This window comes from Streptomyces purpurogeneiscleroticus (genome assembly GCF_020024005.1).
GTDB classification, from domain to species: Bacteria; Actinomycetota; Actinomycetes; order Streptomycetales; family Streptomycetaceae; genus Streptomyces; species Streptomyces purpurogeneiscleroticus.
In genome coordinates this window covers 20,033-39,722 of the sequence record NZ_NHSG01000336.1, presented here as the reverse complement: position 1 = coordinate 39,722, position 19,690 = coordinate 20,033, and the positions used below count along the sequence as shown (strand labels likewise).

Genomic DNA, 19,690 nt, shown 5'->3' with positions numbered 1-19,690 from the left:
GCGTAGAAGGGGGGCTTGGTCAGCGGGGCGAGGTTGGGCGCGGGCAGGGTGGGGTCGCCGTAGTAGCGGTCGTACACGCTGTCGCCGCGCCCGAAGTCCGCGTCGCGGCCCGCCCGGGCGAAGCCGTTGAAGCGGTCGAGGGTCGCCCGCAGCCGGCCGACGGGCATGCCTGTCTGCGCGGCCAGCTCCTCGACCGTGCCGGCCCGCTTCACGAAGCCGCTCGCCGTCCACTTCTTCGGGAACGGCTGCCCCGGCAGCAGCCCCATGAAGACGTACCGGGCCTTGGAAGTGGCGTCGAGGATCAGCCAGGACGGCACGGTGGAGGCACCGGGCCGGTCGTGCGCATACATCGCGTCGACGAACTCGTGGTACGGCGCTGCCTCGTTGGCGTACCGTGCCCCGGACTGGTCGACGATCACCATGCCGGGGATGCCGCGGTCCGCGACCAGGAAGAACGGCTTCTCGCCGGGCGCCACCACGGACGGCGCGCCCCACACCTTGTCCATCAGGTCGGTCGCCGCGCCCGCCACGACGGCCACTTCGAGGGCGTCCCCGGTCTGGCCCTCGGCCGCCGACGACCACGCGGTGGAGGTGGGCGCGGGGAGGTACTTCTCGCGCAGCCGGCTGCTGTGCGAGAAGCCGCCGGACGCCAGCACGACGCCGCCGGCGGCCCGTACGGTGATCTCCTTGCCCACCCGGCCGAGCCGGACGCCGGTGACCCGGCCGTCCTCGGTCACCAGGCCGGTGAGCGGCGCGGAGAGCCACAGGTCGCCGCCCAGCCGGTCCATCGAGTACCGCATCCGGGCGATCAGCGCCTCGCCGAGCGCCAGCGGCCGGCGGCCGGTGGCCAGGGCCGCGAGCGCGCGCAGCCCGAGCTTCACCGACGTGCGCTTGCCGGCCCAGGTGCGCGCGGCCATGTTGAGGTGGCGGAAGTCGCGGGAGGTGATGGTGAGCCCGTACGTGGGCAGACCCGCGCGGCGCATGGTGGCGCGCAGCTCGGGGCGCAGCTTCGTGAAGTCGAAGACCTCGGGCTCGACGGACCGGCCCTGCGCGAAGCCGCCGAGCCGCTCCGGGTAGTAGTCGCTGTAGCCGGGCGTGTAGACGAAGCGGACGGCGGTGCGGTCGTGGAATTCGCGGACCATGGCCGGGCCGTGGGCGAGGTAGGCGTCCTTGCGCGCGGCCGGTACCCGGTCGCCGACGGTCGCGTCGAGGTAGGCGCGGGCCTTCTCGACGGTGTCGCCGAGGCCCGCGGCGTCGAGGTGGAAGTTGCCCGGTACCCAGATGGCGCCGCCGGAGAGCGCGGTCGAGCCGCCGTACCGGTCGGTCTTCTCGGCCACAAGGACGGTGAGCCCGCGCAGCCGGGCGGTGAGGGCCGCGGCCATTCCGGCGGCGCCGGAGCCGATCACCACGACGTCGTAGGTGTGGTCCCATGAAGGCGTGCGGTGCTCCGGCATCAGAAGGCCCCCACTGCGTAGCGGCTGCGGAAGTACAGCAGCGGGCGGCCGTCCTCGCGCGCGTCCAGGGCGCGCACTTCCGCGGTGACCAGGTAATGGTCGCCGGCCTCGTGCACGGTGCTCAGTGCGCACTCGATGTGTGCCAGGGCGCCGTCGATGCGTACGGTGCCGTGCTCCCCGGTGGACCAGGGCACGCCGGCGAACTTGTCGGGACCGCTGCGGCCCAGCGCGGCGCAGATCTCCCGCTGGTGCCCGGCGAGGATGTTGACGCAGAAGCGGCCGGTCCGCTCGATCACCGGCCAACTCGTGGACGCCTTGCCGACGGCCAGCATGACCAGCGGCGGGTCGAGGGAGAGGGAGGCGAAGGACTGGCAAGCGAAGCCGGCCGGGCGGCCGTCGTCGCCGAGCCCCGCGACGACGGTGATGCCGGTGGCGAACCGGCCCAGGACGTCCCTGAAGCCGGCCGGGTCCACCGCTGTACGCCCGGTCAGCCGTTCCACCGGTGCCCCCAGAAGCTGTCCGCGGTGATCTCCTTGGCGACCCAGGTGGCGGGGTCGACGATCAGCCCGTCCCAGCCGTACTCGACCTGGAAGCCGCCGGGCGCCTGGGCGTAGAAGGAGACCATCCGGTCGTTGGTGTGCCGGCCGAGGGTCGAGGCGATGGGGATGCCCGCGTCGTGCATGCGGTCCAGGCCACGCCCCACGTCGTCCAGCGTCTCCAGCTCGACCATGAAGTGCACGATGCCGGGCGGCAGTTCACCCGGGTACAGGCCGAGGCTGTGGTGGCGCCGGTTGGGGCTGAGGAAGTGCATCAGGTGGAAGTCGCGCTGCTCCTTGGCGGTGGGGACGGCCTGCGGGGGCAGCTTCATGGAGTCGCGGAGCTGGAAGCCGAGGAGGCCCTCGTAGAAGTCCAGGGCCTCCTCGATGTCCGGTACGGGCAGCACGACGTGCCCCAGGCCGAGGTCACCCGTCACGAACCGGTTGCCGTACGGCGTGCCGAGCGGCGTGTGGTCCTGCGCCTGGCCCCAGAAGATCTCCAGGGGGTTGCCGCAGGGGTCCGTGCAGTGGATCAGGCCCTGGACGCGGCGCTCGGCGAGTACGGCGGCATCGGCGGTCTTCACGGCGACGCCCGCCGCTTCCAGTTCCCGCGCCGCGTCCGCGAGCGCGGCGGCGTTCGCGACCTCCCAGCCGGCGGCCTGCAGCCGGTCGGCAGTGCCGCGGACGATGGCGAGGCGGTGGGCGCGGTCGTCGATGCGCAGGTAGAGGGTGTCGTCGTCGGTGCCGGTGGCCTCCACCATGCCGAGGATGTCCAGCGCGTACGTACGCCACTCCTCGAAGCGGGTGGTCTCCACGCGCAGATAGCCGAGAGCACGGATGTCCATGGTCGGTCTCCTTCGGGCGTCAGTGGGAAAAGCATCGGTGGGAAAAGCTGCTGTTCATGGAGAAAAGAAGGCGATCGCGAGGCGGTTGAACTCGTCGGCCTGCTCGGTCTGCGCCCAGTGGCCGCAGTGCGGGAAGACGTGCAGCCGGGCGTCGGGGATGGTCTTCAGGGCCACCAGCGCCCCGTCGAGCGGATTGGTGCGGTCCTCGCGGCCCCAGGTGAGCAGGACGGGCTGGGTGATCCGGTGGGCCTCGCGCCAGAGCATCCAGTCCTCGGCCCAGGCGGGGTTGGCGAAGGCCGCCGCCATCCGGGCGTTGCCGAGCTTCGTCCCGGGGTCGGTGGCCGAGGCCCAGCGCTCCTCGACCAGCTCGTCGGTGACGATGGACTGGTCGTACGCCATGACGCTCAGGAACGCGCGCAGCTGCTCCTTGGTCGGCTCGGGCGCGGCCTGGAATTCGAAGAGCCGCTTGATGCCTTCGGTCGGGTCCGGCGCGAAGAGGTTGAGGGAGATGCCGCCGGGCCCCATCAGCAGCAGCTTGCCGACCTTGTCCGGGTGGTCCAGCGCCATGCGGACGGAGGTGCCGCCGCCGAGCGAGTTGCCGATGAAGTGCGCCTGGGAAATGCCGAGTTCGCCCATCAGCGCCGCGACGGCTCCGGCGCTGTAGCTGAAGTAGTCCCTGTCGAGTTCGGGCTTGGCGGAGCGGCCGAAGCACGGCTGGTCGATCAGCAGGGTGCGGAAGGTACGCGCGAAGACGGGCAGGTTGCCGCCGAAATTGCTCCAGCCGGAGGCGCCGGGGCCGCCGCCGTGAAGCATGATCACGACCGGCGCGTCGGCCGGGCCCGCCTCGTGGAAATGCAGCTCGATGCCGCCCGCCTTGGCCGTACGGGACGTCGACTCGTACGCGAGCGCCATTACCTGATCCCCCATCAGAGCATCGTGTCCTGGATGTCGAGGCCGAGCGCCGCCTGCCCGAACAGCACCAGCGCGCGCTCGGGGTCGTTGGCGGCGTGCCCGCGGCCGGTGTGCGCGTCGCGCCAGGCGCGCTGGACGGGGTTGGGGCCGTTGCGCATCGCACCGCCGCCGGCGTTCTCCACCAGCAGGTCCACCGCCGCCACCGCGCGTTCCGTGGCGAGCACCTGGTCGCGGCGGACGCGGGCGCGCAGCTCCGCCGACGGGTCCGCGCCGCGCTCCGCGCACGCGTACAGCTCGCTCATGTTGCGGCGCAGCTGCAGCCAGCAGGCGTCGATGTCGCTGGCCGCGCGGGCGATGCGGACCTGCGCGAACGGGTCCTCGGCGACCTTCTGGCCGTAGGAGACCCGGATCCGCTCCTTGGTGGCCTCGGTGTACGCCTCGTACGCGCCCTCGGCGACGCCGACGATCGGGGTGGAGATGGTGGTGGTGAAGACGGAGGCGTACGGCAGCCGGTACAGCGGCTCGGGGTTCAGCTCCTGGCCGGGCGTCCGCAGCGCGCTGACCGGGCCGAAGCTCAGCGCCCGGTACTCGGGCACGAAGGCGTCCTTGATGACGATGTCGTTGCTGCCGGTGCCGCGCAGGCCCACGGTGTCCCAGACCCGGTCGATCGTGTACTGGGTCCGGGGCACGAGGAAGGTGCGCATGTCGACCGGCGCGCCGTCCTCGCCGAGGACGAGGCCGCCGAGCAGCGCCCAGTCGGCGTGGTCGCAGCCGGAGGAGAAGTGCCAGCGGCCGGAGATCCGGAAGCCGCCGTCGGCCACGGTGACCCGGCCGGTCGGGGCGTAGGAGGAGGCGATCCGGGTGGTCCGGTCCACGCCCCAGACCTCCTCCTGCGCCCGCGGGTCGTACAGCCCGACATGCCAGGGGTGGACGCCGACCACGGAGGCGACCCAGCCGGTGGAGCCGCACGCCTTGGCGATCTCCTTGACCGCCTCGTAGAAGAGCACCGGGTCCGCCGCGAAGCCGCCGTACGCCCTGGGCTGCAGCAGCCGGAAGAACCCGGTCTCCTCGATCTCCTTGACCGAGGCGTCGGGCACCCGGCACAGCTCCTCGGCCTCGGCGGCGCGTTCGCGGAGCACGGGGGCCAGCTCCCGGACGGCGGCGAGGACCTCGTGTTCGCTCATGGGCGTCCCCTCTCGGGTCGTGGACGTGCGAAGTTGCCGTGAACGTACGCCTGACTATTTCTTTTCGAAATAGTGGGTTCCCGCTGAGCGGGAAGCGTGGCACGCTCTCGGCATCCCTCCCCGCTCCTCGCAGGAGTCGCCGATGACCGTGCAGTCCGCGCAGTCCCCGCCCTCGCTCCTGGAGAAGGCCGCGCTGGTTCTGAACGCCTTCCGGGGGCCCACGCCCCGGCTGACGCTCACGGACGTGGTGCGCAACTCCGGGCTGCCCCGCTCCTCCGTGCACCGCATCCTCGACCAGCTGGTACAGCTGGGCTGGCTGGACCGCGACGGCCGGGACTACCGCCTGGGGATGCGGATGCTGGAGCTGGGCGCGATGGCCGCGCACCACAACCGGCTGCGCCGTGCCGCGCTGCCGCACCTGCACGCGCTGCACGAGAAGACCGGGCACGTGGTGCACCTCGCCGTCCTCGACGGGCCCGAAGTGGTGTACCTGGAGCGGCTCGGCGGTGTCGCGGACGCGTCGGTGCCGTCCCGGATCGGCGGCCGGCAGCCGGCGTACTGCACGGCCACCGGCAAGGCGATGCTGGCGTTCGGCGAGGCAGCGCTGGTCTCGGAGGTGCTGCGGGCCGGGCTGCGGCCGCGCACGGCGTACACCCTCACCCGGCCCGGTCCCTTCCGTGCGGAGCTGGCGCGCATCCGTGAGCGCGGCGTGGCCTTCGACCGGGAGGAGAGCTTCCGCGGCGTGGCGTGCGTGGCGGCGCCGCTGCGGGGCGCCGGGCGCGCGGTCGCCGCGGTCTCGGTGTGCGGCAACGGCCTCCACCGCGAGCTGGAGCGGCTGGCCCCGGCGGTGCGGGGGACGTCGCGGGCGATCTGGGCATCGCTGTACGGACCGGGGCGGGCGGCGGCCGTCCCCCGCACGACCGCAGCCCCGGCCCCGGAACCAGCCCTGGAACCGGCGCAGATGGACACGATGATGTCGTGGATGCGGTTCGCGGAGTGGATGTGAGCCCTCGCGAGCCGGGCTCCCGGGTCAGGAGTAGCTGACCGCCACCTCGTCGGTGAGGGGTACGGCCTGGCAGGCCAGCACGTACCCCTCCGCGAGGTCCTGTTCGTCCAGTACGTCGTTGCGGAGCATCTTCGTCTCGCCGGACACGATCCGGCACGCGCACGCGCCGCAGGAGCCCTCGCGGCAGGAGTACGGCGCGTCGACGCCCGCCGCGAGCAGTGCGTCGAGCAGCGGGGTGCGGACCGGCCAGCGGACCGTATGGGTCTCGCCGTCCAGCTCCACCGCCACGGTGCCGCCGCCCTCCTCCGCCGCCGCCGGGAGGCCCGGGGCCGCGAAGACATCCGCGCCGAGCGAGAAGAAGCGTTCCCGGTGGACGGGGCGGCCGCCCATCGCTTCCTCGACCGCGTCCATAAGGGGCGCGGGCCCGCAGACATACGTCTCCCGGTCCGCGTACGGCGCGAGCACGGCTACCAGCCGGTCCGCGGCCGGCAGCCCCTGGAGCGACTCCAGCCAGTGGACCACCAGCAGCCGGTCCGGATAGTCCTCGGTCAGCTCCCGCAGCTCGTCGCGGAAGACGACCGAGGACTCGTCGCGGTTGGCGTACAACAGCGCTACCCGGCCCAGCCCGCCCACCAGCGCCGACTTGGCGAGGGAGATGACCGGCGTGATGCCGCTGCCGCCCGCGACGAGCAGCAGGTCGGGGGCGGGCGAGTCCAGGGTGAACGTGCCCGCCGGGGGCAGTACTTCCAGCTCGTCCCCGGCCGCCACGTGGTCGCAGATCCACTGGGAGCCGTACCCGCCCGCCACCCGCTTGACGGTGATCTTCAAGGGCTCGCCGGTCTCCGGCGCGCTGGACAGGGAGTAGCAGCGGGCGGCGGCCGTTCCGCCGTCCGTGCCCGGCAGCTTCACGGTGAGGAACTGCCCGGCGCGGTAGGTGAATCGCTCGGCGCTCTCCAGCGGCACCTGCAGTACGAGCGACCGCGCTTCGGCCGTCTCCTCGATCACTTCGAGGACCCGCAGCCGGTAGGTACACGGTTCAGACATCGGCGGCCTCCAATGTGGTGACGCGCAGGGTGCCCTCGGCCGTGGCCCGGTCGATGCTGTCGCGCAGCGCCGCGCAGGTCCGGATCCGGGCGGCGGTCTCCCCCGCGGCCACCAGAGCGCCGAACTCCGGGCAGACGGCTGCCGCCTCGGCCGTCCACTGCACGGAGGTGTGGGCGGGGCTGAACTTCTCACACAGGACCTGGTTGCCGCAGGCCGCGCACTCCACCGGCTGCATGTCAGGCCCCGGCCCCCGTCTCCGCCGCCCGGCGGGCCAGGTTCGCGTCGACCTCGGCGCGCCATGCCTTGTTGGCCCGCTCGGTGTCGATCTCGAACTCGAACCGCCGCGTCATCTCCTCCGGCACGTCGGCCGCGTCCCGGTAGAACTGCTCGTACCAGCGGCGCAGCTGGTAGACCGGGCCGTCCTCCTCGGTCAGCAGCGGATTGTCGATCCGGGTCTTGTGCCGCCAGATCTCGACGTCCTGCTCGAAGCCGGCCGCGAGGCCGCGGGAGGTGAGCTGCGCGGTCTCGGCGGCCTCCGCGTCGGTCATGCCCGGCAGCTTCTTGACGATCGCGCCGTACTGCAACTGGAAGCTGTTCTCGTCGATCGGGTAGTGGCAGTTGATGAGCACCATCTCCATTTCGAGACCACCGGCGCCGGGTACCGGGGACCAGAGGCGGTCGATCATGTAGGAGGGGCCGTAGTACGAGGCGTCGGAGCGCAGCGGGGCGCTGAGGGTGCCCAGGTCCACGTCCTCGCGCGGGGTGCTCTCCATGTACTGGGTGGCGATGTGCCCTTCGAAGACGTTCTTGAAGTACGTGGGGAAGGAGTAGTGGACGTAGTAGAAGTGCGCCATGTCGACGATGTTGTCGACGATCTCCCGGCAGTTGGCGCCCTCCACCCGGAGGGTGTGCCAGGTCCAGTCGCTCCACTCGTCGCTGAACGCGCCCTCGATGCGCGGGACGGTCACCTCGGGGGGCGGCGGGTTGCCCTCGGGGTCGTGCCAGACGAAGAGCTGGCGGTTCTCCTCCAGCGTGGTCCATGCGCGGGTGCGGGCGCGCGGGGGGACGCGGCGGGCGTACGGGACGGCCGCGCACCGGCCGTTGCCGGACCAGCGCCAGTCGTGGAACGGGCAGGCGAGGGTGTCGCCCTTGACGGAGCCGTGCGCGAGATTGCCGCCCATGTGCGGGCAGTAGGCGTTCAGTACGTGCAGTACGCCGTCGTGCTCCCCCTGGAAGACCACCAGCTTGGTGCCGAACGCCTCGATCTCGTGCGGCTTCCCGTCCTTGAAGTGGTCGGCGAGGCCGAGGCAGTGCCAGCCGCGGGCGAAGCGGGCGGGCGGCCGGCCCGCGTCGATGACGCGGACCTGGTCGTGGAGAGCACTCATCTTGTCTCGTCCTCCTCCGGGCAAGGGGCTGTCCGGGGAGGCTAGGGCGGGCCCTGACCGCGGCGGGAGGCCGAATTCCCGGTGAGCGGGAAAGCGCCACCAGAGACCTGCCGGGTCACCGCGCCCCGTACACCGGCTGCGGCGGCTCGGCCGCCGCGAGCAGTTTCCGCGCCGCCTCGCCCGCCTCGGCCGGGGTCCAGCGGGCGCCCTTGTCGGCGGTGGGGCCGGGGCGCCAGCCCTCCATGACGGTGATGCGTCCGCCCTCCGCCTCGAAGATGCGGCCGCTCACCCCGTCGGAGGCGGCGGAGGCCAGCCAGACGACGAGCGGCGAGACGTTCTCGGGGGCCATCGCATCGAACGCGCCGTCGCCCGGCGCCGCCATCGTGCCGGCGAAGGTCTCCTCGGTCATCCGCGTGCGGGCCGCCGGGGCGATGGCGTTGACCTGGACGCCGTACCGGGCCAGTTCGGCCGCGGCGACGAGGGTGAGGCCAACGATGCCGGCCTTGGCGGCGGAGTAGTTGCCCTGGCCGACGCTGCCGAGCAGCCCCGCGCCCGAGCTGGTGTTGATCACCCGGGCCTCGGGCGTCCGCCCGGCCTTGGCCTCCGCGCGCCAGTGGGCCGCGGCGTGCTTCAGCAGCAGGAAGTGGCCCTTGAGGTGGACGCGCAGTACGTCGTCCCAGTCGTCCTCGTCGAGGTTGACGAGCATCCGGTCGCGGAGGAAGCCCGCATTGTTGACCAGGGCGTCCAGCCGGCCGTACGTGCCGAGTGCGGTGCTGATCAGGGAGGCCGCGCCGGCCGCCGTGGCGATGTCACCGCCGTGCGCGACCGCCTCGCCGCCGGCGGCCCGGATCTCGTCGACGACCTGCTGGGCGGGCCCGGCGGCGGCCGCGCCGCTGCCGTCCAGGCCGACACCGAGGTCATTGACGACGACCTTGGCGCCCTCGGCGGCGAGAGCGAGGGCGTGCGCGCGGCCCAGTCCGCGGCCCGCTCCGGTGACGACGGCGACGCGGTCACTGCACAGTCCGGTCGTTCCGTTCATGACGCGTGGTTCCCTTCGGTGGGGTGGGCGGTGTCGGTGTGGTTGACGGTGGCGGCATCGAGGAACGCCGGGCGCTCCCCTCCCCCGTGGACGAGCAGGCTCGCGCCGCTGATGTACGTGGCGCGGCCGGAGGCGAGGAAGACGCAGGCGTCGCCGATATCGGTGGGCTCGGCGAGCCTGCCCAGCGGTACCGTGCGGCCCACCGCGGCGACGCCCGCCTCGTCCCCGTAGTGCAGATGCGACAGTTCGGTGCGGACCATGCCGAGGGTCACGGTGTTGACGCGTACCGTCGGGGCCCATTCCACTGCCATCGAGCGGGCCAAATTGTCCAGGCCCGCCTTGGCGGCGCCGTAGGCCGCGGTGCCCGGTGAGGGGCGGGTGCCGCTGACGCTGCCGATCATGGTGATGGAGCCGCCCGTGGGCCCCGCGCGCAGCAGGTCGTACGCGGCGAGCGAGGCGTTCAGCGGGGCGAGCAGATTGAGTTCGACGACCCGCGCCGCATGCCGGCTGCCGCCGTCGGCGAGCATGCGGTACGGAGTGCCGCCCGCGTTGTTGACGAGCGTGTCCAGCCGCCCGTACTCGCTCCGCACCGTGGCGAAGAACGCGCCGACCGCGTCCGGGTCGCGGAGGTCCACGGAGTGGAAACGGGCGGTGCGCCCCGCCGCTTCGACGGGCCGGTCGGGGGGCCGTCGCGCGCAGGTCACCACCTCGGCCCCGGCCTCCAGCAGGGCGCGCGCGATGCCCGCGCCGACGCCCCGCGTGCCGCCCGTGACGACGGCGACGCATCCCGACAGATCGATGATCGCTGGCATTGAGCACCTCCCGCGGCGCGCCGTCCGCTGCTACCTTGCCTGCAACACGCGCCTAACAAACGTTTGGTGGAAAGGTAGCTGATCTGCTCATGGGTGTCTCCACCTCCGTGCCCGAAGAGGGTGTCGCGGTCGTCACCGTGGACTTCCCACCGGTGAACGCCCTGCCGGTGAACGGCTGGTACGAGCTGGCCGCCGCACTCCGCGCCGCCGGCGCCGACCCGAAGGTGCGCTGCGTCGTCCTCGCCGCCGCCGGCCGCGGCTTCAACGCCGGCGTGGACATCAAGGAGATGCAGCGCACGCCCGGCCACGACGCACTCATCGGCGCCAACCGCGGCTGTTACGAAGCGTTCGCCGCCGTGTACGACTGCGAAGTCCCGGTGATCGCGGCGGTGCAGGGTTTCTGCCTGGGCGGCGGCATCGGCCTGGTCGGCAACGCGGACGCGATCGTGGCGAGCGACGACGCGACGTTCGGCCTGCCCGAGCTGGACCGGGGCGCGCTGGGCGCGGCCACCCATCTCGCCCGGCTGGTCCCGCAGCACCTGATGCGGACGCTGTACTACACCTCATGCACCGTCACGGCCGAGGAACTGCGGCAGCACGGCTCCGTGTGGCGGGTCGTCCCCCGCCCGCAACTGATGGATGCAGCACGGGAGTTGGCGGGCAAGATCGCCGCCAAGGACGGCACCCTGCTGCGCCTCGCCAAGGCCGCGATCAACGGCATCGACCCGGTCGACGTACGCCGCAGCTACCGCTTCGAGCAGGGCTTCACCTTCGAGGCCAACCTCAGCGGCCTCGCCGACCGCGTACGCGACACCTTCGGCACCAAAGAGGAGCGGCAGTCATGACCAGGGACAAGACCATGACCGCCGACGCGGTCGTCGCCCGGCTGACCAGCGGCATGACGCTCGGCATCGGCGGCTGGGGTTCGCGCCGCAAGCCGATGGCCCTGGTACGGGCCCTGCTCCGCTCGGACCTCACCGACCTCACCGTCGTGTCGTACGGCGGCCCGGACGTCGGGCTGCTCGCCGCCGCCGGAAAGATCCGCAGGCTCATCACCGCCTTCGGCACGCTGGACTCCGTACCGCTGGAACCGCACTTCTGCGCGGCCCGGCAGCGCGGCGACTTCGAACTGACCGAGCTGGACGAGGCGATGGTCATGTGGGGCCTGACCGCCGCCGCGCACCGGCTGCCCTTCATGCCGATCCGGGCCGGCCTCGGCTCGGACGTACTGACCGTCAACCCGGCTCTGCGCACGGTGACTTCGCCGTACGGGGACGGAGAGGAGCTGGTGGCCGTGCCGGCCCTGCGGCTGGACGCCGCGCTCGTCCACCTCAACCGGGCCGACGCCCAGGGCAACGGCCAGTACCTCGGCCCCGATCCGTACTTCGACGACCTGTTCTGCCAGGCCGCCGACGCCGCGTACCTCTCCTGCGAGCAAGTGGTGGACACGGCCGAGCTGCTCAAGGAGCAGGGGCCGCAGTCGCTGCTGGTCAAGCGGGCGTTCGTGACCGGCGTCGTCGAGACGCCGAACGGCGCGCACTTCACCTCCTGCGCCCCCGACTACGACCGCGACGAGGCGTTCCAGCGGGCTTACGTCCGGGCGGCCAAGGATCCGGAGGCGTGGCGCGCCTTCGCCGAGCGTTTCCTGTCCGGCGACGAGCACAGCTATCAGGCCGCGGTCGCGGCGTTCCACGAGGAGTCCGCATGACAACTACGACGACGACCACGGCGACCCGCGCCGAGTACTGCGTGGTGGCCTGCGCCGAGGCGTGGCGCGACGCGGGTGAGATTCTGGCCAGTCCGATGGGCACGATCCCCTCGATCGGCGCCCGGCTGGCCAGGCTCACCTTCTCCCCCGACCTGCTGCTCACGGACGGCGAGGCGCTGCTGATGGGGGACGTGCCGGCGCTCGGGGCGGCGTCCGGGGTGACCGAGGGCTGGCTGCCGTACCGCCAGCACCTGGCGCTCGTCGCGAGCGGGCGGCGGCACGTCATGATGGGCGCCAGCCAGATCGACCGCTACGGCAACCAGAACATCTCCTGCATCGGCGACTGGGAGCAACCGAAGCGGCAGTTGCTGGGAGTCCGAGGCGCGCCCATCAACACCCTCAACAATCCCACGAGTTACTGGGTGCCCCGGCATTCCACCCGGGTGTTCGTCGAGAAGGTCGACATGGTCTCCGGGGTCGGGTACGACCGCGCCGCCGCGGCCGGTCCCTCCGCGACCCGCTACCACCGCATCCCGGAGGTCATCAGCGACCTGGGCGTCTTCGACTTCGAGACCCCGGACCGCACGATGCGCCTGCGCTCCCTGCACCCCGGCGTCACGGTCGGCCAGGTGCGGGAGGCCACCGGCTTCGCACTGACGGTCCCCGCCGACGTGCCGTACACCCGCGAGCCCACCGCCGATGAGCTGCGGCTGATCCGGGACGTGCTCGACCCGAAGGGACTGCGCGAGCGCGAGGTGCCCGCGCCGTGACGGACATCAGTATCGAGAGGATCGAGACCGCGCTGACGAAACTCGTCGGTGTCCGCCATCCCCTCGTGCAGACCGGTATGGGCTGGGTGGCCGGGCCCCGGCTGGTCTCGGCCGCCGCCGACGCGGGCGCGCTGGGCATCCTCGCCTCCGCCACCATGACCACCGACCGCCTGCGCGCGGCCGTCCGCGAGGTCAAGTCCCGTACGGACGCGCCCTTCGGGGTCAATCTGCGCGCGGACGCGGGCGATGCGGCCGAGCGCGTACAGATCATCATCGAGGAAGGCGTACGGGTCGCCTCCTTCGCGCTCGCGCCCTCCCGGGAGCTGATCGCGCGGCTCAAGGACGCCGGGGTGGTCGTCATCCCCTCCATCGGCGCCCGGCGGCACGCGGAGAAGGTCGCCGCCTGGGGCGCCGACGCGGTGATCGTGCAGGGCGGCGAGGGCGGCGGCCACACCGGGAACGTCGCCACCACCGTGCTTATCCCCCAGGTCGTGGACGCCGTGGACATCCCGGTCATCGCGGCGGGCGGCTTCCGCGACGGCCGCGGGCTGGTGGCGGCGCTGGCGTACGGCGCCGCCGGGATCGCCATGGGCACCCGGTTCCTCCTCACGTCCGACAGCACCGTGCCCGACGCGGTGAAGGCCCGCTATCTGGCGGCCACCGTCAACGACATCACCGTCACCACCGCCGTCGACGGCCTGCCGCACCGGATGCTGCGCAGCGAACTGGTCGACGCGCTGGAGCGCTCGGGCCGGGCCGCCTCGCTGGTACGGGCGGTACGCCACGCCGCGGCCTTCCGACGCGACTCCGGCATGGGCTGGGCGCAGCTGGTCCGCGACGGCCTGGCGATGAAGCACGGCAAGGACTTGACGTGGAGTCAGATCCTGCTGGCCGCCAACACTCCGATGCTGCTCAAGGCGTCGATGGTGGACGGCCGCACCGATCTCGGAGTGATGGCGTCGGGCCAGGTCGCGGGCCTGATCGACGACCTGCCGTCCTGCGCCGAACTCGTCGACCGCGTCATGACCGAAGCACACGCCACCCTCCGGAGCCTGCCCCGCACGGACTGAATCCCCCCGGAACACCCCTTCCAGTCACGGGAGTTGATCCCATGCGCGCTGCCCACATACGCCCTGCCCACATACGCCGAGCGACCGGAGTCGCGTTCACTGCCGTGGCCCTCGGCTGTCTCCCCGCGTCCGCCGTGGCGGACGCCCCGGCCGCCCGCATCCCGGTCACCACCACCGCACCCGCTCACGAGACCGCCACCGTCCGCCACATCCCCCTCCAGGGCGCGGTGAACGTCCGCGACCTCGGTGGCTACCGCACCGGCAAGGGCCGTCAAGTGCGCTACGGCCAGGTCTTCCGGGCCGACGCGCTCGGCAAGCTGACCGACGCGGACGTCGCCAGACTCTCCGAGATGCGCCTGCGCACAGTGGTCGACTTCCGCGTCCCCCTGGAGGTGGAACACGACGGCGCGGACCGCCTCCCGGAGGGGCTGACCGCAGCCTCCCGGCCGGTGGACGACCTCGGCCTGTACGCCCGCACGATGGCGGCCATCGACTCGAAGGACCCCGTCGAGCAGCAGGAGATGCTCGGCGACGGCAAGGCGGAGGAGCTGATGCGCGCCATCTACCGCAACTTCGTCACCAGCCCCGAGAACCGCCGCCAGTTCGCCACAGTCGTACGCGACATCGCCCGCCACGGGCGCTCCCCGCTGCTCTACCACTGCACCTCGGGCAAGGACCGTACGGGCTGGCTGAGCTACCTCCTGCTCCGCGCCGTCGGCGTCCCGGCCACCACCGCGACCGACGACTTCCTGCTCTCCAACGCCTTCCGCGCGGAGGCCGACCGGAAGACCCGCGAAGGGCTCGAGCAGGCCGGACTGATGGAGAACCCGGACCTGCTCATCCCGCTCCAGGAGGTCCGCGCGGACTACCTCCGGGCGGCCCTCGACCAGGCCGAGCGGGACTACGGCGGCCTCGACGGCTATCTCACCGACGGCCTCGGCCTGACGCCGGCGACCCTGGCCGGACTCCGCGCCCGGCTGCTGAAGTAGAAGAGGCACCGGCATGCTCCGACTGGGAATGATGGCACCGTTCACCGACGGCCTGATCACCTCGGGCGGCTTCCTCCGCGACCTCGCGGGCACGCTGGAGGAGTGCGGCGTGGAGTCGCTGTGGACGGTGGAGCACGTCGCCGTCGCCGAACGGTACGAACCCCTCTATCCGTACTCCTCCGACGGCCGGATACCGGGCAGTTCCGGTTCCGTCCCCATGCCCGACCCGCTGGAGACCATCGCCTTCCTCGCCGGTGCGTCCACAACCCTGCGCTTCGGCACCGCGATGATGGTCGCCCCGCTGCACAGCCCGGTGGTCCTGGCCAAGCGCGCCGCGACGATTGACCGGCACTCCGACCGCCGGCTGCTGCTGGGCCTCGGCATCGGCTGGCAGAAGGAGGAGTACGCCGCCGTCGGCGTGCCCTACCGGGACCGGGGGCGGCGGCTGGAGGAGTGCGTCGGCGCGATGCGCGCGCTGTGGGGCGGCGGCCCCGCCTCGTACGAGGGGCGGCACGTCTCCTTCGAGGGCTTGCACTCGCTGCCGCGGCCCGCGAGCGGGTCGGTGCCCATCGTTCTCGGCGGGAACAGCGATCCTGCCGTACGCCGGGCGGGCCGCATCGGCGACGGCTGGTTCCCGTACACCATCGCCCCGGAGGACTTCGCCCGCCAGGCCGATCTGCTGCGCGAGGCCGCGCGGCAGGCGGGGCGGCCGGCAGACGCCGTGGAGATCACGGTATGGCCGGGCTCCTGCGACCGCGCACGCGCGTCGGATCCGTCCTGGGTGCGCGGCTTCGTCGACGCGGGCGCGACCCGCCTCGTCATCGCGCCCCACATCCGGGGCACCGACGGGCTGTCGGGCCCGCGCGGCCCGGCCGCCCTGCGCGATCGGATCGACCGCTACCGCACCGAGGTCCTGGAGAAGCTGTCATGAGCGAATCCGACACGATCGAACCTGTCATGAGCGGGGTTCAGGTACTCGATGTCGTCGTCCTCCCGGCTGATGAGGTCGAGCCGTGGCTGCGGCGCTGGCGCGCCGGCTATCTGCCGGGTGCCCTCGGCCGCGGCATGGTCGCGGAACGCCTCTGGCGCACCTGGACCGGACCGGACACGGTGGCGGTCCGCATTCTGTGGTCATTGCCGGACAGTGGCACATTCTTCGCCGCGCGCGTCGCGTCCGCCGGCGATCCGCGAGTCACCGAATTCTGGGCGCATACCGATGAGATCTCCCTGGACCGCGACCGCCAGGTACTGGCACCCATCGGCCTCGACGAAGAGGAAGGGACGGCGTCATGACCCGCTGGGTGGCACTGCTCGCGGCCGAAGGAGCCGAGGCGTACAACAAGGTACGCGGGATCCCCGGAGTATCGGACGGCTCAGCCGCACGCGATCTCCCGGGCAGTTTCGGCGGCCGCGGTGCCACCTGGGACGTGACGGCGGACCGCTCCCCCGTCGCCCTCGCCGCCGCCCTCGGCCTCCCGGAACCACTCGACACGGTCGCCCTCACCTCCGTACGCAGCCGGTACGTCCCCCTGCCCGGCCCACGCGTAAAACGCACCCTCCTCCTCTCCGTCCGCCCCGGGACACCCACCGGCCCCATCGAACGGCTGGAGGCCGACCTCCTCGCCATGCCCGCCCACATCTCCACCATCCGCTCCTGGTCACTGAGCCGCGTGGACTGGTCCCTCACCCCCTCCCGCTGGACGCACGTCTGGGAACAGGAGTACGCAGACATCGAGGGCCTGACCGGGGAATATCTCGGCCACCCCTTCCACTGGACCTGCGTAGACCGCTGGTTCGACGGTGAAATCCCGGGCGCCGGAATCGTGGACTCGCAGCTGTCCCACACCTTCCGCTGGAGCGCGGAGCCGGTCCTGGTCTCCCCTTGGAAGCAGCCAAGAGCGCAGTAGGGCGGTGCGGCGACGATGCAATCGACGGAGGCGGCGGGCAGGGCGCGCAGCGTCTCCCGCGCTTCGCTTTCGTCCCCGTGGGCCCCGCCGACCCGGCTCACCTCGGGGGTGAGCCGGGCACCTGGTATCGGCGGGCGGCACCCGAATCAGGCGTCGAGCAACGTCATCAGGACGGCCCGCGGGCGCGTGCCGTCCGGTCCCTCCCAGCCGGTTGCGACATGGCCAAGGGCTCCCTGGCCCGGCACTGGCGGATTCTCGTCGACGGGGGTGAGGACGCGGTGGACGTGCAGCATGCCGCCGGGTACGGGAAGGCGGGTACCGTCCCGGTCGTCGGTGGGCTCGGGCGTGCAGCCGTCCAGGCCCAACGGGGCGCCGATGTGGGAGCGGGTCACCTCGTGGTCGGGGGCGTCCGTGATGCTCTGCGCCATCGCCGGTGCCCTGCCCTCGATCAGCGACAGCAGCTCGGCGACCAGCACCGGGTCATGGCAGCCGTCGTACGCCCAGCGCTTGCCCAGCACCCCGTGCTCGGCCGTGCCGATGAGGGCGTGTTCGGTCCCTTCCAATGGCGCCGCGCGGTAGGTGAGCGGTATCAGGTAGACCGTCCGCTCCAGGCCGCTGATGTCGGTGGCGACCATGAACTCGACGCCGACCTCGCCCTCCGGGTCGTCCAACCGGAAGCCACCCGACTTCTCCAGCACGGGGGCGTCCGGACCGCCCCGGTACCAAGGGCGGGTGGGCAGCCAGTCGGTGAGCAGTTCGAGCTTGGTCGGCTTGAGGGTGGTGTGGTGGATCAGCGCCATGCCAGTGGTCGCCTCCTGTCGCGGATCTGAGTCGCCCTCAGCCTTCCACACCGCGGCGCCCCAGCAGCCACCACTGGCGCCACCGACTGCTCCCTCCCCTGGCGGGACCCCGTTGAGCACTTCTGCAGCATGAGGGACCATGCGGCTTGCAGGCCGGGGCCTACTCCGGCCGGCTCCGGGCGCGAATGTGCCGGCTGACTCGGCGGCCGTGTCGGGCGAGGTCGAGATCGATTCGTGGCGGCACCTCGTCGTCCTGCGCGTTCAGAGTGCAGTGGATGAGTGTCGGGGAGGAACGTGCGATCGCGCTGCGGAGCAGTTCCGTGAGTTCGTCGCCATCGGTCGCGCGAGATGCCGCTGGATATCCGGAGGCCCGAGCCCAGTCGGCGAAGTCGGTGCCGGCAGACGGAGCCGCCTGGCCGCCTGTCGATGCGTAGGCGGAGTCGTCGAGGACGACGTGTACGAGTGGCAGGTCGGGTATCGCACCCGCGGTGATGAGACATGCGGGATTCATGAGGAGACTGCCGTCGCCGTCGACGGCAACGGCGGTCTTCCCGGTGGACAGGGCAATGCCCGTGGCGATCGAGGCCGACAGCCCCATGGAACCAGTCATGTAGAAGTGGCCCGGCCGGTCGGCGAAATGCTTGGCGATGCGGCAGGCATGACCGGTGGTGAAGACGACCGGCTGGTCGAACGTGGCAGAAATGATCGTCTTGATGGCGGAGGTCTTGTTCATGCGCTCCATCCGAAGAGCTCCGGGGACACGAGCAGCGCAGCCGTGCGACGCTCATCGCTGACTGTGCGGTGGGCCCAGTCGACCTGAGCGGCCGGCTGTGCGGCGTCGAGCCGGACCGCCGGGATGCCCAGGTCACTCAGAAGGGATTCGGTGATCCGGCCCATCACACGGTTTTCCGGGGTCGGATCGGGGACAATGCCGCGAAGACTCACAACCAGCAGCATGGGAAGCTCGTACGGAATCACGAGCGAGGCAAGGGCGTTGACCGACTGTCCGAGTCCGGAGTTCTGCATGAGCACTGCGGGACAGTGTCCGGCGATACTCGCTCCCGCGGCCACGCCGATTGCCGTGTCCTCGCGGGGAATGGTCTGCAACGCCGCGTCCTGTTCCAAGGACTCGTACAGCGGCGCAAGGATGCCGCAAGGGGTCCCGAAGAACGGGGAGAATCGCTCGGTGAGCAGCGCTGCGAGACGGGTGGACAGGTCCACATCCGACGTCATGGTGTTCACGTGACTCCTCTGTGCGGCCACATGTGGCGACCTGTGGCGGCTGTTCAGGAATTTCGTCAGGGGTCGGTCTTTCCGGCGGTGCTCGGCGATTCCGTCGCATCGGTGCTCGCTTGCCGTTGCCGGCGTTCGGACGAGCCGCGGCTGGCGCCTATCGATGCCAGGGCCACTGCGGCGATGCCCAGCCACTGGAGCAGGGCGAGGTGCTGCCCCAGGAACAGCAGTCCCACCAGGGCCCCTACGGCGGGTTCGAGGCTGGTGAGCACGCCGAAGACGCGCGGCGTAAGACGTCGCAGGGCTTCCAGCTGGAAGGAGTACGGCAGCACGCTGGAGAGGACGGCCACCGCCGCAGCCGGCGCGAGGACGCTCGGGTCCAGCAGCCGGAATCCTGCCTGAGCGACTCCGTACGGGAAGCTCAGCAGGGCGCCCCAGGCCACGGCGAGTGCGAGGCCGCGGCCATCGGGGACGCTTTCGGCGAGGCGCTTCCCGACCAGGATGTAACCGGCCCAGCAGCAGCCCGCCAGCGCGGCGAAGGCCAGGCCGGCCGGGCTCAGGTCGGTTCCGGAGTAGCTGAGGAGCACCACGCCGAGGGCTGCCGCGCAGGCCCACAGCAGGTCGGTGACGCGGCGGGAGCCGACGAGCGCAATCAGGAACGGTCCCGCGAATTCCACGGTGGTGGCCGCGCCCAGCGGTATGCGGTCGACCGCCTCGTAGTAGCTGAGGTGGTGGCCGGCCAGCAGGGTTCCGGAGGCCACCACGACCCCCCATGTCCCTCGGTCCCAGCGCAGTCCCGGGCGCCACAGGGCGATGAGTACAACCGCCGCGATGGCCAGCCGCAGGGTGACCACGCCCGCCGGTCCCACGACGGGATACAAGGAGGTGGTGAGCGCGGCCCCGCATTGCAATCCGACCATCCCGCCGACGACGAGGCCCGGCGCGGGCACCGTCGTCAAGCCACGGCCGATTCTTTCCGCCGTCCTCGCGCGGCGG

The 19,690-nt window shown here is 71.8% G+C and carries 23 protein-coding genes; 9 read left to right on the top strand and 14 right to left on the bottom strand.

Annotated elements, in window-relative coordinates; translation table 11 throughout:
- From CCS38_RS22405 to hsaA, 5 genes are all read right to left on the bottom strand, one after another.
- A partial coding sequence (locus tag CCS38_RS22405) for an FAD-dependent oxidoreductase (protein WP_223735101.1) occupies positions 1-1,454 on the bottom strand: 1,454 nt, incomplete at its 3' end.
- Positions 1,454-1,954 carry a flavin reductase family protein gene (locus CCS38_RS22400; protein ID WP_223735100.1) on the bottom strand — a complete coding sequence of 167 codons (501 nt, stop codon included), beginning with the start codon at positions 1,952-1,954 and terminating at the stop codon, positions 1,454-1,456. The genes CCS38_RS22405 and CCS38_RS22400, both read right to left, overlap by 1 nt.
- A complete protein-coding gene (locus CCS38_RS22395) occupies positions 1,942-2,835 on the bottom strand; it encodes a VOC family protein (RefSeq protein ID WP_223735099.1) in 894 nt (297 codons plus the stop codon). Before CCS38_RS22395 ends, CCS38_RS22400 begins: the two co-directional genes overlap by 13 nt.
- 54 nt (positions 2,836-2,889) lie before the next feature.
- Positions 2,890-3,762: a 4,5:9,10-diseco-3-hydroxy-5,9,17-trioxoandrosta-1(10),2-diene-4-oate hydrolase gene (gene hsaD / locus CCS38_RS22390; protein WP_223735098.1), complete on the bottom strand. Its 873-nt coding sequence runs from the start codon at positions 3,760-3,762 to the stop codon at positions 2,890-2,892.
- Positions 3,762-4,931, bottom strand: a complete 1,170-nt coding sequence (hsaA, locus tag CCS38_RS22385) for a 3-hydroxy-9,10-secoandrosta-1,3,5(10)-triene-9,17-dione monooxygenase oxygenase subunit (RefSeq protein WP_223735097.1) — start codon at positions 4,929-4,931, stop codon at positions 3,762-3,764. The genes hsaD and hsaA overlap by 1 nt, the downstream gene beginning before the upstream one ends.
- 142 nt (positions 4,932-5,073) lie before the next feature.
- Here hsaA and CCS38_RS22380 point away from each other — a divergent pair, with 142 nt between their 5' ends.
- Positions 5,074-5,937, top strand: coding sequence for an IclR family transcriptional regulator (locus CCS38_RS22380; protein WP_223735096.1), 864 nt, complete (start codon positions 5,074-5,076; stop codon positions 5,935-5,937).
- A gap of 24 nt (positions 5,938-5,961) precedes the next feature.
- Here the strand turns inward: CCS38_RS22380 and CCS38_RS22375 are convergent, their stop codons facing one another.
- The 5 genes from CCS38_RS22375 to CCS38_RS22355 all read right to left on the bottom strand — a co-directional run bounded on the left by CCS38_RS22375 (position 5,962) and on the right by CCS38_RS22355 (position 10,217).
- Positions 5,962-6,981, bottom strand: a complete 1,020-nt coding sequence (locus CCS38_RS22375; RefSeq protein ID WP_223735095.1) for a ferredoxin--NADP reductase — start codon at positions 6,979-6,981, stop codon at positions 5,962-5,964.
- Positions 6,974-7,216 (bottom strand): hypothetical protein, encoded by a 243-nt coding sequence (locus tag CCS38_RS22370; protein ID WP_223735094.1) that lies wholly within the window; start codon positions 7,214-7,216, stop codon positions 6,974-6,976. Before CCS38_RS22370 ends, CCS38_RS22375 begins: the two co-directional genes overlap by 8 nt.
- 1 nt (position 7,217) lies before the next feature.
- Positions 7,218-8,366: a 3-ketosteroid-9-alpha-monooxygenase, oxygenase component gene (locus CCS38_RS22365; protein ID WP_223735093.1), complete on the bottom strand. Its 1,149-nt coding sequence runs from the start codon at positions 8,364-8,366 to the stop codon at positions 7,218-7,220.
- A gap of 115 nt (positions 8,367-8,481) precedes the next feature.
- Positions 8,482-9,405: an SDR family oxidoreductase gene (locus CCS38_RS22360; protein WP_223735092.1), complete on the bottom strand. Its 924-nt coding sequence runs from the start codon at positions 9,403-9,405 to the stop codon at positions 8,482-8,484.
- On the bottom strand, positions 9,402-10,217 hold the full coding sequence (locus CCS38_RS22355) for an SDR family oxidoreductase (RefSeq protein ID WP_223735091.1): 816 nt from the start codon (positions 10,215-10,217) through the stop codon (positions 9,402-9,404). Before CCS38_RS22355 ends, CCS38_RS22360 begins: the two co-directional genes overlap by 4 nt.
- Before the next feature lie 89 nt (positions 10,218-10,306).
- On the opposite strand from CCS38_RS22355, the gene CCS38_RS22350 reads away from it, so the two are divergent.
- The 8 genes from CCS38_RS22350 (at position 10,307) to CCS38_RS22315 (ending at position 16,661) form a co-directional block, all read left to right on the top strand.
- Positions 10,307-11,062 (top strand): enoyl-CoA hydratase family protein, encoded by a 756-nt coding sequence (locus CCS38_RS22350; RefSeq protein ID WP_223735090.1) that lies wholly within the window; start codon positions 10,307-10,309, stop codon positions 11,060-11,062.
- Positions 11,059-11,925 (top strand): CoA transferase subunit A, encoded by an 867-nt coding sequence (locus CCS38_RS22345; RefSeq protein ID WP_223735089.1) that lies wholly within the window; start codon positions 11,059-11,061, stop codon positions 11,923-11,925. The genes CCS38_RS22350 and CCS38_RS22345 overlap by 4 nt, the downstream gene beginning before the upstream one ends.
- Positions 11,922-12,695 carry a CoA-transferase subunit beta gene (locus CCS38_RS22340; protein WP_223735088.1) on the top strand — a complete coding sequence of 258 codons (774 nt, stop codon included), beginning with the start codon at positions 11,922-11,924 and terminating at the stop codon, positions 12,693-12,695. Before CCS38_RS22345 ends, CCS38_RS22340 begins: the two co-directional genes overlap by 4 nt.
- Before the next feature lie 20 nt (positions 12,696-12,715).
- Positions 12,716-13,765 (top strand): NAD(P)H-dependent flavin oxidoreductase, encoded by a 1,050-nt coding sequence (locus CCS38_RS22335; protein WP_223735106.1) that lies wholly within the window; start codon positions 12,716-12,718, stop codon positions 13,763-13,765.
- Between the two features lie 104 nt (positions 13,766-13,869).
- Positions 13,870-14,754 (top strand): tyrosine-protein phosphatase, encoded by an 885-nt coding sequence (locus CCS38_RS22330; RefSeq protein ID WP_223735087.1) that lies wholly within the window; start codon positions 13,870-13,872, stop codon positions 14,752-14,754.
- A 13-nt stretch (positions 14,755-14,767) separates the two neighbouring features.
- Positions 14,768-15,685: an LLM class F420-dependent oxidoreductase gene (locus CCS38_RS22325; protein WP_223735086.1), complete on the top strand. Its 918-nt coding sequence runs from the start codon at positions 14,768-14,770 to the stop codon at positions 15,683-15,685.
- Complete coding sequence (locus tag CCS38_RS22320) at positions 15,682-16,047, top strand: hypothetical protein (RefSeq protein WP_223735085.1); 366 nt, start codon at positions 15,682-15,684, stop codon at positions 16,045-16,047. Before CCS38_RS22325 ends, CCS38_RS22320 begins: the two co-directional genes overlap by 4 nt.
- Positions 16,044-16,661, top strand: coding sequence for a Dabb family protein (locus tag CCS38_RS22315; RefSeq protein ID WP_223735084.1), 618 nt, complete (start codon positions 16,044-16,046; stop codon positions 16,659-16,661). The genes CCS38_RS22320 and CCS38_RS22315 overlap by 4 nt, the downstream gene beginning before the upstream one ends.
- A gap of 146 nt (positions 16,662-16,807) precedes the next feature.
- On the opposite strand, the gene CCS38_RS22310 is transcribed toward CCS38_RS22315, so the two are convergent.
- The 4 genes from CCS38_RS22310 to CCS38_RS22295 all read right to left on the bottom strand — a co-directional run bounded on the left by CCS38_RS22310 (position 16,808) and on the right by CCS38_RS22295 (position 19,644).
- Positions 16,808-17,461, bottom strand: coding sequence for a maltokinase N-terminal cap-like domain-containing protein (locus tag CCS38_RS22310; RefSeq protein WP_223735083.1), 654 nt, complete (start codon positions 17,459-17,461; stop codon positions 16,808-16,810).
- A gap of 160 nt (positions 17,462-17,621) precedes the next feature.
- The gene (locus tag CCS38_RS22305) at positions 17,622-18,194 is read right to left on the bottom strand and encodes a thiamine pyrophosphate-dependent enzyme (RefSeq protein ID WP_223735082.1); all 573 of its coding nucleotides are present in this window, start codon (positions 18,192-18,194) and stop codon (positions 17,622-17,624) included.
- Complete coding sequence (locus tag CCS38_RS22300) at positions 18,191-18,703, bottom strand: hypothetical protein (protein ID WP_223735081.1); 513 nt, start codon at positions 18,701-18,703, stop codon at positions 18,191-18,193. Before CCS38_RS22300 ends, CCS38_RS22305 begins: the two co-directional genes overlap by 4 nt.
- A gap of 56 nt (positions 18,704-18,759) precedes the next feature.
- The gene (locus CCS38_RS22295) at positions 18,760-19,644 is read right to left on the bottom strand and encodes an EamA family transporter (RefSeq protein WP_223735105.1); all 885 of its coding nucleotides are present in this window, start codon (positions 19,642-19,644) and stop codon (positions 18,760-18,762) included.
- Between the last annotated feature and the right edge of the window lie 46 nt (positions 19,645-19,690).